This is a genomic window from Lysobacter sp. cf310, assembly GCF_900114355.1.
GTDB lineage: Bacteria > Pseudomonadota > Gammaproteobacteria > Xanthomonadales > Xanthomonadaceae > Lysobacter.
Genome location: NZ_FOSS01000002.1, coordinates 542,318 through 555,077 on the forward strand (window position 1 = coordinate 542,318; position 12,760 = coordinate 555,077).

Annotated in this window: 13 protein-coding genes; 3 read left to right on the top strand and 10 right to left on the bottom strand. The window is 68.8% G+C overall.

Annotated elements, in window-relative coordinates; genetic code table 11:
- Positions 1-109: 109 nt before the first annotated feature.
- The 5 genes from BMZ45_RS08985 to BMZ45_RS09005 form a co-directional block, all read right to left on the bottom strand.
- A complete protein-coding gene (locus tag BMZ45_RS08985; protein WP_056176409.1) occupies positions 110-316 on the bottom strand; it encodes a cold-shock protein in 207 nt (68 codons plus the stop codon).
- A gap of 192 nt (positions 317-508) precedes the next feature.
- On the bottom strand, positions 509-1,282 hold the full coding sequence (locus BMZ45_RS08990; protein ID WP_091635291.1) for an S-methyl-5'-thioinosine phosphorylase: 774 nt from the start codon (positions 1,280-1,282) through the stop codon (positions 509-511).
- 1 nt (position 1,283) lies between these two features.
- Positions 1,284-1,853 carry a hypoxanthine-guanine phosphoribosyltransferase gene (locus tag BMZ45_RS08995; protein ID WP_091635294.1) on the bottom strand — a complete coding sequence of 190 codons (570 nt, stop codon included), beginning with the start codon at positions 1,851-1,853 and terminating at the stop codon, positions 1,284-1,286.
- Positions 1,853-2,848, bottom strand: a complete 996-nt coding sequence (nagZ, locus tag BMZ45_RS09000) for a beta-N-acetylhexosaminidase (protein ID WP_091635296.1) — start codon at positions 2,846-2,848, stop codon at positions 1,853-1,855. Before nagZ ends, BMZ45_RS08995 begins: the two co-directional genes overlap by 1 nt.
- 272 nt (positions 2,849-3,120) lie before the next feature.
- Positions 3,121-3,636, bottom strand: a complete 516-nt coding sequence (locus BMZ45_RS09005; RefSeq protein WP_091635299.1) for a CYTH domain-containing protein — start codon at positions 3,634-3,636, stop codon at positions 3,121-3,123.
- Positions 3,637-3,657: 21 nt separating this feature from the next.
- On the opposite strand from BMZ45_RS09005, the gene BMZ45_RS21625 reads away from it, so the two are divergent.
- Both BMZ45_RS21625 and BMZ45_RS09015 read left to right on the top strand, forming a co-directional pair.
- Positions 3,658-3,975 carry a hypothetical protein gene (locus BMZ45_RS21625; protein ID WP_175489017.1) on the top strand — a complete coding sequence of 106 codons (318 nt, stop codon included), beginning with the start codon at positions 3,658-3,660 and terminating at the stop codon, positions 3,973-3,975.
- 546 nt (positions 3,976-4,521) lie between these two features.
- A complete protein-coding gene (locus BMZ45_RS09015) occupies positions 4,522-5,853 on the top strand; it encodes a S8 family serine peptidase (RefSeq protein WP_235568786.1) in 1,332 nt (443 codons plus the stop codon).
- Positions 5,854-5,950: 97 nt separating this feature from the next.
- Here the strand turns inward: BMZ45_RS09015 and rlmD are convergent, their stop codons facing one another.
- The 3 genes from rlmD to BMZ45_RS09030 all read right to left on the bottom strand — a co-directional run bounded on the left by rlmD (position 5,951) and on the right by BMZ45_RS09030 (position 10,137).
- Positions 5,951-7,306 carry a 23S rRNA (uracil(1939)-C(5))-methyltransferase RlmD gene (rlmD, locus tag BMZ45_RS09020; protein WP_217643190.1) on the bottom strand — a complete coding sequence of 452 codons (1,356 nt, stop codon included), beginning with the start codon at positions 7,304-7,306 and terminating at the stop codon, positions 5,951-5,953.
- Positions 7,307-7,453: 147 nt separating this feature from the next.
- Positions 7,454-8,062, bottom strand: coding sequence for a YdbL family protein (locus tag BMZ45_RS09025; protein WP_091635311.1), 609 nt, complete (start codon positions 8,060-8,062; stop codon positions 7,454-7,456).
- 35 nt (positions 8,063-8,097) lie between these two features.
- Positions 8,098-10,137, bottom strand: coding sequence for a hypothetical protein (locus BMZ45_RS09030; RefSeq protein WP_091635314.1), 2,040 nt, complete (start codon positions 10,135-10,137; stop codon positions 8,098-8,100).
- Positions 10,138-10,183: 46 nt separating this feature from the next.
- On the opposite strand from BMZ45_RS09030, the gene BMZ45_RS09035 reads away from it, so the two are divergent.
- On the top strand, positions 10,184-10,921 hold the full coding sequence (locus BMZ45_RS09035; RefSeq protein WP_091636365.1) for a response regulator: 738 nt from the start codon (positions 10,184-10,186) through the stop codon (positions 10,919-10,921).
- Between the two features lie 47 nt (positions 10,922-10,968).
- Here BMZ45_RS09035 and recO read toward each other — a convergent pair whose 3' ends face one another.
- Together recO and era are read right to left on the bottom strand one after the other, a co-directional pair.
- Positions 10,969-11,730, bottom strand: a complete 762-nt coding sequence (recO, locus tag BMZ45_RS09040) for a DNA repair protein RecO (protein ID WP_091635317.1) — start codon at positions 11,728-11,730, stop codon at positions 10,969-10,971.
- 94 nt (positions 11,731-11,824) lie between these two features.
- Positions 11,825-12,721, bottom strand: a complete 897-nt coding sequence (gene era / locus BMZ45_RS09045; RefSeq protein WP_091635319.1) for a GTPase Era — start codon at positions 12,719-12,721, stop codon at positions 11,825-11,827.
- Between the last annotated feature and the right edge of the window lie 39 nt (positions 12,722-12,760).

Below are 12,760 nucleotides of genomic sequence, written 5' to 3' on the forward strand. Positions count from 1 at the left end.
AGCGCATCGCGCCAAGAAAAAAGCCCCGCCGTAGCGGGGCCTGGAACACAGACCGGGCCGGATCGCGGCTGCGAGCAGCGCATCCGCAAGCATCGGCCCAGCAAATCGATCACGCCGCGGGCGTCACTTCGGACGCCTGCGCGCCCTTCGGTCCTTGGGTCAGCTGGTAGCTGACGCGCTGGCCTTCCTGCAAGCTGCGAAATCCCTTCGCAACGATGGCGGAGAAGTGGACGAATACATCGGCGCTGCCGTCTTCGGGCGAGATGAAGCCGAAGCCCTTGGCGTCGTTGAACCATTTCACGGTGCCGTACTGCATATCCTTATTGACCTCATGCTGGATGCGTTTGTCGTGCGCCATCGCGTCGGGGCGACCGAGACGCATCGCGAGTATATGCAAACTGAACAGGATGATGACAAGCGCCTGATCGGCGAATCCGGGCGTTACGACGAAGGATGCTTCGACGCAACGGCGGACTGACGCTGAGCGTCAGAAAATTTGCGATGCCGATCACTTTGCCAGCAGCGTCGCCAGCAATTTCGGCAGTTCCGCGGTCGCCGCGGCGACGTGATCGAGGACGTCCTGCAGCGTGATGACTTCGTCCGGATCCGGACCTGCGCCGGCGGCCCAGTTGGCGACGATCGCCAGGCAGGCGTAATCCAGACCCAGCTCGCGCGCGAGCCCGGCCTCGGGCATGCCGGTCATGCCGACCAGATCGCAGCCGTCGCGACGCATGCGCGCGATCTCGGCGCGCGTTTCCAGACGCGGCCCCTGGGTGGCGCCGTAGCACCCTTCCCCGACCATCGCCACGCCGGCTTCGCGCGCAGCCGCGATCACGGCCTGACGCAGGCTGCGCGTATACGGCTCGCCGAAATCCACGTGCAGCACCTCGCCGCCGCCGCGGCCTTCGGCATCGACCTCGCACAGGGTCGATATGCGCCCCCAGGTGTAGTCGATCAGCTGGTCCGGACATGCGAGCACGCGCGGGCCGAAACGCTCGGTGATGCCGCCGACGGTGTTGAGCGCGAGCACGCGCTGCGCGCCCAAGGCCTGCAGCGCGGCGAGATTGGCGCGGTAGTTGATCGCATGCGGAGGCAGCGAATGGCCTTCGCCGTGCCGCGCCAGGAACGCGACCCGGCGCCCGCCGAGAGTGCCGATCCGGATCGGACCGGAGGGCGCGCCGTAGCGCGTGAGCGGCTGGTGGGTTTCCACGTCCGCCAGCTCGGCCAGCTTGTACAGGCCGGTGCCGCCGATGACGGCCAGATCGATGCTTGCCTCGCCCATCTCAGTCCTTCAATGCGTAGATCGCGGGCAGGTTGCGGCCCTGCTCGTGGTAGTCCATGCCGTAGCCGAACACGTAGCGGTCCGGCACTTCGATGCCGACGTAGTCCGCGCAGATGCCCGGCACGCAGCGATCGTGGGCCTTGACCGCGAGCGCGGCGATGCGCACCTCGCTCGCGCCCTGCTCGCGGCACCATTCTCGGATCGCGTGCAGGGTGTGGCCTTCGTCGAGGATGTCGTCGGCCAGCAGCACGCGCCGGCCGCTCAGCGAGGTCGCCGGACGGTGCTTCCAGACCAGTTCGCCGCCCGAGGTCGCGCCGCGATAGCGGGTCGCGTGCAGGTAGTCGAACTCCAGATCCAGGCCGCGCTCGCCCAGCTCCATCGCCAACTGCGCCGCGAACGGCAGGCCGCCGTGCATCACGGTCAGATAGACCGGGCGCTCATCGGCGTAGTCGGCGCGGATGCTATCGGCCATGCGCGCGATCGCCTGTTCGAGGGTCTTGCGGTCGAACAGCAGGTCGGCGTTCTGCAGCGCCGCGGCCAGGTCGGGGCCGTTGCCGGGCTTGGCGCTCATCAGGCCAGACCCTCGACGCGGCCGCGGCTGTCGCCGTAGCGCTGGTCGGCGATCAAGCCGTCCCAGCCCATTGCGCCGCGGCCGATCAGGCCAGCCAGCGCCATGGTGTTGAGCTTGCGCCCGGCGACCGCGGCCAGGGACTCGTCGACCAGGTTCGGATGGCAGACCAACACCACGTCGCAGCCCGCGTCCAGATGCGCGTCGATGCGCGCCTTGACGCCGCCAACCGAGAACGCCGCGGCCATGCCGATGTCGTCGCTGAAGACCACGCCGCGGAAGCCCATCTCCTTGCGCAGGATCTGTTCGATCCAGCGCGGCGAGTAGCCGGCCGGTTCCGGCGCCACCTCCGGATAGACCACGTGCGCCATCATCACCGCGTCGGCCTTGGCCTCGATGCCGGCGACGAACGGAATCAGATCGGTCGCGCGCATCTCGTCCAGGCTGCGGCGATCGACGGCGTTGTCGAAGTGGGTGTCCTCGAGCACCGAGCCATGGCCCGGGAAATGCTTGAGCGTCGCAGCCATGCCGGCCGCGTGCATGCCGCGCACGTAGGCGCGGGTGAATTCGGCGACCACCTGCGGATCGGCATCGAAGGCGCGATCGCCGATGGCGCGATTGCCGCGGCCCAGATCGACCACCGGCGCGAAACTGAGGTCGACGCCGCTGGCTTGCACTTCCTGCGCCATCAGCCAGGCATGCTCCTCGGCCAGCTTGAGCGCCGCGGCGGGATCGCTCGCGTAGCGGCGGCCGAACCCTTCCAGCGCCGGCAGCGCGCTGTAGCCCTCGCGGAAACGCTGCACGCGCCCGCCTTCCTGGTCCACGCAGATCAGCTGCGGACGCGGCGCGGCCTCCCGGATCGCGGCCGACAGCTCGGCGACCTGCGCCTTGGAGGCGAAGTTGCGGGTGAACAGGATCACGCCGGCGCAGGCATCGTGCTGCAACCAGTCGCGCTCTTGCGCGGTGAGTTCGGTACCGGCGACGCCGATCACGAGCATGCGGGGACTCCTAGCGGGTATGGCTGCGCTGACTGCGCGGGGCCATTGTCTCGCAGAAGCCGCTACAGGCGTAGTCCGGGGCCGTTGCGGGCGCGGCGGCGCCGGTTTCGGGGCATTTCACGAAATGGCAACGATGGCGGGACCCGGCTTTGCGCCTGGACAGCGTCGCTCTCAACCCGCCGGCCAGCGGGCGCCGCCCACTGGCGTTCAGTCGCGCACGAACCTGCGGTTCGTAAACGCACGCCCTCCCCTCTCCAAGCGGGAAGCCAAATTCAAGGCGCCTCGCCGGAGCGCTCGTCGGCGCTCCAGTCGGCGTAGGGGCGCGTGGCCAGGGCCAGGTTGTAGTAGCGCGCCGCGTCGGTGACCTCGCGGCCCAGCCAGTCCGGACGGGCATAGGCTTCGTCGGCACGTTCCAGCTCCAGCTCGGCCACCACCAGCCCGGCGTTGTCGCCCAGGAACTCGTCGACCTCCCAAAGGTGGCCCTGGTGCTCGACGTAATGGCGACGCTTGTCGATCGTACCGCCGGTGCACAGCGCCATCAGCGCGCGCGCGTCGGCGACCGGAATCGGGTAGTCGAACTCCTGCCGGGTATGACCCAGCTCGCGCGACTTCAAGTTCAGATACGCCGCATCGCCCGCGACGCGCACCCGCACCGACGCCTTCATCGCACCGCTGTCGAGCGTGGCCAGGTCGTTGAGATACCCCTGCGCCATCGGCACGACTTCACGCGCCGCCTCGCGCCAGCCGTCACTCGAGACCAGAAATTTGCGTTCGATTTCGATACCCATGCATGCCCCGTAGCGCCGGCCATGACCGCACAGCCGTCTTGTTCAAATCAGACCGCGCAACGATACCGCCAATCAGCCCAACCGTCGCCCCAATCGGCCATTGCCATTGCCATTGCCATTGCCATTGCCGTTGCCGTTGCCGTTGCCGTTGCCGTTGCCGCGGCATTGAAGTCCAAAAGCACCGCACTCACACAGACAACCGTAGACCCGAAGGGCGGCGCGCAGGACGCGCGCCGTTTTTCGATAGGACAAGGATGTCCTATCGAAAAATCCCGGCGCACGCACCGAACTCGCAAGGGAGGGTTGGTCACGCCAGCCCTTCTCTTTGGTTACTTTTGACCGAAGGGAATCCAGACGGACTCTTGGGCTAGCAAGAGAAAGTGACCCGCATGCGCAGCAGGCGGAAGCTGTTGACCTTCGGTCTGAAAAGACGACAGCAAAGCAAAAGCAAATCCTCCCCAACCCTCCTTTTTCAAAGGAGGGCGCTAGAAGCAAGAACCTGCTCGCGTTCAGCCGTGCACGAATCTGTGGCTCGTAAACGCACGATTTCGCCCCTTAAATGGAGAGGCCACGGTCTAAAAGCTCACCCGCGACACTTCCGTGCCCTTAGCCCCGCCCAGACGCGATCGCCGCAGCCGAACCTGGCCAGAATTTTTATGAATAGCCGCACGCAAGAGCGATCGTGCCCCTCGCTGGCACGCTTAATGCGCCAATTTGGCAGCAATCCCGGCCTACCGCCGCCTCACGCGCTGCGATGCAGCAAGCATCCTGGGATTTTCCCGCTACATTCGCCCGCAGCCGCCCTCTGCCTGGGCGGTCTTACCAGAGGTCTTTAGCCTTATGAACAAGCGTATCCGCGTCGGTTTGGTCGCAGGCGCAGTAGCCATGGCACTGGGAACGTCCTTCGTCGCGCAAGCGGGCGGACGGCCCGATCTGGCGCTGAAAGGTTTGAAAGAAGGTCGCGCGCACGCGAGCGGCGAATTGCTGGTGAAGTACCGCGACGGCGCCAATGCCGGCGCGAGCGACGCGGTACAGCGCGGCCTCGGCGCGCAGAAGGTGCAGACCGTGCGTCCCGGCAAGGGCGGGCGCGGCGAGCTGTCCCTGCTCAGGCTGCCGGCCAACGTCGACCTCGCCGCCGCCGTGAGCGCGCTCAGCAACGACCCGGACGTCGAATACGCCGAGCCGAACTGGCTCCTGCACCACGATGCGTTCTCCAACGACACCTACTACACCAACGGCACGCTGTGGGGCATGTACGGCGACGTCGGCAGCCCCAACAACCAATACGGCTCGCAGGCCTCGGAAGCCTGGAACACCGGCTCGACCGCATGCGGCAACGTGATCGTCGGCGTGATCGACGAAGGCATCTACTGGCAGCACGAGGATCTGGCTGCCAACATCTGGACCAATCCCTACGACGCGGCCGACGGCATCGACAACGACGGCAACGGTTTCGTCGACGACGTGCACGGCTGGGATTTCAACGGCGATACCAACGACATCAACTCCGGCGGCGCCAGCGACGATCATGGCACCCACGTCTCCGGCACCATCGCCGGCGTGGGCGGCAACGGCAAGGGCGTGGCCGGCGTGTGCTGGAGCGGCGTCAAGCTGATCAGCGCCAAGTTCCTCGGCCGCCGCAGCGGCAGCACCGCCGACGCGGTGCGCGCGATCGACTACTTCAACGATCTCAAGACCCGGCACGGCCTCAACATCGTCGCCACCAACAACTCCTGGGGCGGCGGTCCGTTCTCGCAGTCGCTCAGCGACGCGATCGACCGTGCCGGGCAGGCCGACATCCTGTTCGTGGTGGCCGCCGGCAACGACAGCGTGAACTGCGAGGGCAACACTTCCGGCGCGTGCTACCCGGCCGCGTATCCGAACAGCAACATCCTGTCGGTGGCGGCGCTGCGCAACACCGGCGCCCTGGTCTACAACTACGGCGTCACCACGGTCGACATCGGCGCGCCCGGCTACGCGATTCCGTCGACGGTGCCGGTCAGCTCCAAGGGCAAGCTCGTGTCGGGCTACGCCAGCTACAACGGCACCTCGATGGCGACCCCGCACGTCACCGGCGCCGCCGCGCTCTACGCCTCGCGCCATCCCGGCTCGACGGCGCAACAGATCAAAGCTGCGATCATGAACGCGGCCGTGCCCACGCCGTCGCTGAGCGGCAAGACGGTCACCGGCGGGCGTTTGGACGTCAGCGGGTTCTGAACCGCAACAGCGACCATGCGTTAGCGATACGGAAGAACCCGGCCTAGGCCGGGTTCTTTTTTGACGGACGAAGCAGCGTCAGGCCGCCGCTTAGGCATCAAGGCTCGAACAGCGCGATCGACTCCACGTGCGCCGTATGCGGGAACATGTCCATCACCCCCGCCGCGCGCAGCTTCCAACCCTTCTCCCGCACCAGATAGCCCGCATCGCGCGCCAGCGACGCCGGATGGCAGCTCACATAGACGATGCGCTTGAACTGCTTCAAAGGCAGCTGGGTCAGCACGAAGTCGGCGCCCGAGCGCGGCGGATCCAACAGCAGACGATCGAAACCCTCGCGCATCCAGGCCTCGCCGCTGAGATCCTTGCCCAGATCGGCCGCGTAGAACTGCGCATTCGCCAAACCGTTGCGCTCGGCGTTCTCGCGCGCACGCTTGACCAGACCGGCCTCGCCTTCCACGCCCACCACCTCGCGCACCTGGCGTGCCAGCGGCAGAGTGAAGTTGCCCAGCCCCGCGAACAGATCCAGCACCCGATCGTCCGGCTGCGGCGCCAGCAGGTCCAGCGCGTGCTGGATCATGCGGCCATTGAGTCCGGCATTGACCTGGATGAAGTCGAGCGGGCGGAACGCCAGCTCCAGATTCCACTCCGGCAGCGAGAACGCCAGGCGCGGCTCGGCCGGCCACAGCGGATGCACGCTGTCGACGCCGCCCGGTTGCAGGAACACCGCGAACCGATGCTCGCGCGCGAACGCGACGATGGCCTCGCGGTCGGAGTCCGACAACGGCGACAGATGACGGAAGGTCAGCGCCACGCCGCTGTGCGCGTTGTCGCCGTCGTCGGGCATGGCGTCGCCGGCGATGAATTCGACCTGCGGAATCTCGCGGCGCGCCTGCAGACTATCGACCAAGGCCGCGAGCGCGGCGATCTTGTCGCCGATCGCGGGAATCACGGTCTCGCAGCGCGCGATGTCGGCGACGAAACGCGGATCGGTCTCGCGAAAGCCGACCAGGGTCTTGTCTTTCTTCTCGACCCGGCGCACCGAGAACCGGCCCTTGCGGCGATAGCCCCAGGCCGAATCGGTGAGCGCGGGCAGGACCCGCTCGGGCGTCACGTGGCCGATGCGCTCGAGGTTCTCCAGCAGCACGTTCTGCTTGGCCAGGATCTGCTGATCCTCGGCCATGTGCTGCAGGGCGCAGCCGCCGCAGGTGCCGAAATGCCGGCAGCGCGGCACGACGCGGTCGGCCGAGGCTTCCAGCACCTCCAGCGTCACCGCTTCGTCGTAGCTGCGCGAGCGCGCGGTCTGCTTGGCCATCACGCGTTCGCCGGGCAAGGCGCCGGCGATGAAGACCGCTTTGCCGTCCGGGCGCCGGGCGACGCCGCGGCCATCATGGGTGAGGCCGCCGATGGCGGCCTCGAAGGGGGTTTGATCGATGCGGGCCACAGCTGCTGGCAGGAATCAAAGGCCGCGCATTGTCGCAGATGCGGGGCGATGCTGCCGGAATCGCGCGCATCCGGCCGAATGCGCTCCGCCATGCCCGACTTCATGCGCCCAAAACGCCGACGGCCCGCGCGGGGCGGGCCGTCGGGGAGCGCTGCGCGCTTACTTCTGCTTCCAGCCGCCGCCGGCGTCCTGGTACCACCAACCGGCGCGGGCGCTGTCGGTCCACTGGCGCGCGAACACCTTGCGGATCTGCGGTTCCCACTCCGGATGGCCGTTGGCCACCGCGACCTCGCGGTAGACCGCGGCCGAGTCGCGGTTCTGGTCGGCCACCGCCTGGTTCACGCCGACCCGCTCGGCCAGCGGAATCTTGGCCGCGTCGCGCACGTCGATGCTGCCGTCGTTGCCGAAACCCAGCGCGCCGGAATCGAAGTGCGCGCGCAGCTGGCCGTCGAAGCGACCCTTCATGCGCGCCTGGATGGCCTGGATCGCCGGCGTCTTGATGGTGATGTCTGGCGAGGACTGCGCATAGGCGCTGCCGATGCCGACCAGCGACAGCCAGTCGATGCGCGGGCCCAGCGAAGCGCTCTGCCCGCCCGACTTGGGCGTCGGCGCGGGCGCTGGGGTGGCCGGCTGGGCGTCGTCGCCGATCACCTTCTCGACGAACTCCTTGGCCGCTTCCTTGGCCTCGGCGGCCGGGAAGTACACGTTGATCGTGACGCAGGCCGTAAGCATCACGGCGGCGACCGGCAAACCCATCCAACGGCGCATGTTCGTTTCCTTCTGAAGAATGTTCTACGACGGGTTTATTGGACCACGGGTTTGACGTCGCCCTTGCCGACGGCTTCGAGCCGTTCCAGCAGGGTCGGCCAGTCGACCCGGCGGTTGATGCCGACCACGTCCAGGCGCGGCAGTCCCGCGCCTTGGACGATAATAAAGGCCTTGCCGCCTGAATCCTTACTGGCCGGGCCCAATCCGTCCATATGGCAGACCTCGTCGGCGAGCCGGCAGGAGATGCCCAGGCGCGCGTAGCCGAAGTCGTCGAAGAAGCCGATCAGCATGCCTTGCAGGCTGCCGACGAAGGAGGCGTCGCCGACGCTGGACAGGTCCTGGACCGCGCGCTGGCTGATGCGCTGGCGCACCCCGCGCTTGCGCTCGGTGCCCAGATGGGCGTCGAATGCGACCGGCTGCCAGTCGACCAGGCGCAAGGCGTCGATGCGGCCGTCGAGCTTGCCGGTGATGCTGCCGAAACCGAGCACGCCGGTCAGCGACTCCAGATCCAGATCGTCCAGCGCGATGTCGGCCGAGAGCGTGGGCGCGACCCCGAACGGACGTTCCATCGCCAGCGAGGACACGCTCACGCTGCCGCCGAACAGCTGCATGGTCAGGCCGCCGTCGAAATCGAGGCGGTCGTTGGCGTAGTGCGCCTGCGGGATGCGGCCGCTGAGCTCGCCGCTGAAGGCCGGGCCGTCCACGGCCTTGGCGATGCGGCCGATGTCGAGCCGGTCCAGGCCGAGGCCGAAGCGGATGTCGAGACCGCGCTCGCCGGACGGCGGCCGCAGGCGCAGGCCGTCGAAACTCACCTGCCCGCCCAGCATGGGAAAGCTGACCGCGCGCTGCAGGCGCAGCTCGCCGGCGCCGCTGGTGAACGGCAGCTGCGCGGGGCCGAAGTCCAGGCCGTACAGCGCGCCGCCGCTCCAGGTCAGCGCGCTGGCGACCGGCGCGTCGGCCGAGTAGCGCAGGTTGCCGGCCAGGCCATCGAAACGGAAGCGGCCCTGCGGATCGTCGATGGCGGCGTCCTGCAGGCTGGCGTCGGCCGCATGCAGCTCGCCGCCGGCCACGCGCACGCGCGCCTGCATGGCGCCGCGCAGCTGCAACTGGCCCAGGCCGGCCAGGCCCAGGAAGCCGGTGAGGTAGCCGTCGCGCAAAGGCGCCAGGTTGGCGCTGCGCAGATCCAGTTCCAGCGCGTCCAGGCCGGCGTCCGGCGTGAGTGCCGCGCGGCCTTCGGCGCTGAGCACGCCCTCGTCGCGCCACAGCAGGCGCGGCAGCTGCCAGCCCTGCGCGCCCTGGCGCTGCGCGGTCAGCTCCAGCGCGACCTCGCGTTGCTGCAGCGACAGGTAGGCGTTGCCGAACAACAGCTCGCCGCCTCGCAGGCGCCCGTCCAGATCGAAACGGGTGAGCTCGCCGAAGCGCGCATCCAGGGCGAGTTCGGCGCCCAGGTGCTCGGCGGCGGTGGTGCCGTCGGGCGTGTCGAAGGCGCCGCCGCGCAGCGTGATCGGGCCGGCCACGCGCAGCGGCTGGCGCTCGGCGGCGGTGACGGTGAGGCGGGCGTCGAGTTCGCCCCTCTTGAAGCGCGCCTCCGGCCAGGCCTGGGCGGCCAGGGCCTGAGTCCAGGCCAGCGGCACCCGGGTCAGGTCGATCCGGGTCGCGTCGGGCGCCGCCGCGTTGCGATGCAAGGCGACCACCGCCGCGCCGCGCGACAGGCGCGCATCGGTGATCGCCACGCCCAGGTCCAGCGCCAGCCGCAGGGGCGCGGCGCGACCGGAGCGCAGCTCCCCCTCGCAGCGCCAACCGCCGCGGCCGTCGCGCTGCAAGGGGCAGCGCCAGCTCACGTCGGCAAACCGATAACCCAGGTCGGGCGCGACCACGCTGGCCGCGCGCAGGCGCAGTTCGCCCTGCGTCGCCTGCGCCGGCCAGTCCAGCGACACCCGCACCTCGCGCAAACTTGCGACCGCGGTCTCGATCCGGCCGATCTTCGCGTTCAGGCTGCGCGCGCCGGCATCGCCGGCCAGGCAAAAACCCGGAAGCGACATCCACAGCAGCAGGCGTACTATCGGAGACGACATAGCCGGCAGCATAACCAGCGGAGCCCCCGACCCGATGGAACCGACGATGAATTCGCCGCAGATCCCCCGTTTGTTGCTGGTCGAGGACGACCCGACCAGCCGCGCCTTCCTCACCGCCGCCGCGCAGGCCCTGCCCGCCGACATCGATGGCGCCGACAGCGTCGCCGCCGCGGTCGCCCTGGGCAATGCGCAGGATTACGACCTGTGGTTGTTCGACGCCAACCTGCCCGACGGCAGCGGCGTCGAATTGCTCGCGCGCCTGCGCGCGCGCCACCCGCGCACGCCCGCGCTCGCGCACACCGCCGCGGCCGACGCATCGGTGCTCGAGGGCCTGATCGCGGTGGGCTTCACCGAGGTATTGGTGAAGCCCCTGCCCGCCGCGGCGGTACGCGCCGCGATCGCGCGCACGCTGGGCCTGGACGGCCACGATCAGCGCGCCGTCGCCAGCGTGGCCACCGGCGCCAAGCGCCCGGTGTGGGACGACGAAGCCGCCGCGAGCGCGCTCAACGGCAACGTCGCGCATGTGGAGACCTTGCGCGGCCTGTTCGTGCAGGAGCTGCCCACCACCCACGAGGCCATCCTGGCCGCGGCCCATCGCGAGGACCTGGACACCGTGCGCAGCGAACTGCACAAGCTGCGCGCGAGCTGCGGCTTCGTCGGCGCGACGCGCCTGAGCGAAGCGGTGCAGGCGCTGCAGAACGAGCCGGACTCGCGCGAACGCCTGGCGCGTTTCGACGACGCGGTGCAGGACACGCTGGCCACGTCGTTGCCGATCGCGAGTTAGGGCGCGTCGACCCGCGCTGGGTCGCCAGTACGCGCGGCGCGGCGGCGCTAGCTTTCGGCGCCGTCCTCGCGTGCGGGTTTCGCGCGCGGCGCGACGCGCGCCAGTTCGCTCAGCAGTTCCCAGGATTTCAGGCCGCGCGGGCCAAGGTGATGCGCGAGCACGCCGCGCATCGCCCGGCGCAGACCCGCCAGATCGTCGGCGCTGGGCAAACGGTCGTCGGCCAGCGCCAGCAGGGCCTGGCCGGTGGCCGCGCCGCTGCGGTCGGCATGACCGCGATCGCTGAGCAAACGGCGCGGGCCGTGCTCGGGGTCCAGACGGTAGCGCGCGGCCGGATCGATGGCGGCGCCGTCGCCGTCGTGATGCCAGTCGAAGCCGAACCCCAGCGCGTCGAGCAGATCGCGTTCGAAACGGCGCAGGGTCCAGCCCGGCGAAGCGTCGCTGCCCAGGCGCGCGCGCGCCTGCGCGTAGGCCGCGAACAGATCGGGCAAGGGATCGTTGCGCGGCGCCAGCCGCAAGGTGAGTTCGTTGAGATAGAAGCCGGCCAGCATGCCGTCGCCAGCCAGACGCGGCGCGGCGTCCAGCGCTTCGGCCGCGGTCAATCGCGCCAGCTCGCCCATCTGCACCGCGTCGTAACGGATCCATTGCAGCGGTTGCAGCGCCGCGCGCAGCAGTTGCTTCTTCGGGCCCTGCACGCCGCGCGCGACCAGGCCGATGCGGCCGTGATTCCGGCTCAGCGCCTCGACCAGCAGGCTGGTCTCGCGCCAGGGACGCGTGTGCAGGACGAAGGCGGGTTCGGCGGTGTAACGCATAGGGCTAGGAGTGAGCGAGGAGAAGTGAGGAGTGAGAGGGAGCGAAGAGCATGGGCTTTGACTCGCTCCTCACTCCTCTGCGCTCACTCCTGCTTCAATCGTGATAACCCAGCGAGCGCAGCGCGGCCTCGTCGTCCGACCAGCCTTCGCGTACGCGCACCCAGGTTTCCAGGAACACCTTGGCGCCGAACAGACGCTCCATCTGGATGCGCGATTTGGAACCGATCTCGCGCAGGCGCTCGCCGCCCTTGCCGATCACGATCGCCTTCTGGCCATCGCGCTCGACCCAGATCACCGCGCCGATGCGCAGCATCGTGCCGTCGACTTCGAACTTCTCGACTTCCACCGTGGTCGCGTACGGCAGCTCTTCGCCGAGCTGGCGCATCAACTGCTCGCGCACCATTTCCCCGGCCAGGAAGCGCTGGCTCTTGTCGGTGATCTCGTCCTCGCCGTACAGCGCGTCCTGCTCGGGCAGGTGGCTCAGCACGGTCTTGACCAGGGCCTCCAGGCCGTTGCGCTTGAGCGCGGAGATCGGATGCACGCCGGCGAACTCGCGGCCGTCGCTGATCTTGGCCAGATACGGCAGCAAGGCGGTCTTATCCTTGAGCCGGTCGATCTGGTTGACCACCAGCACCACCGGCATGCCGGCCTTGCGCAGCGCATCGTAGGCCAGCGCGTCCTCGTCGTCCCACTGCCCCGCGCGCACCACCAGCAAGGCCACGTCGACGCCCTCGATCGCGCCGCGCGCGGCGCGGTTCATCATGCGGTTCATCGCGCGCTTCTGCTCGCGGTGGATGCCGGGCGTATCGACCAGCAGCAGTTGGCCTTCGGGGAAGGTCGCGATGCCTAGCAGCTGATGCCGGGTGGTCTGCGGGCGCGGCGAGACGATGCTGACCTTGACGCCGACCAGGGCGTTGACCAGGGTGGATTTGCCCACGTTGGGGCGGCCGATCACGGCTACGTGACCGGCGCGATAGGGGGATGCGTTCATGCGTGGATTGTCCGCGTGTGCGGGCCCGAGGGCAAACCG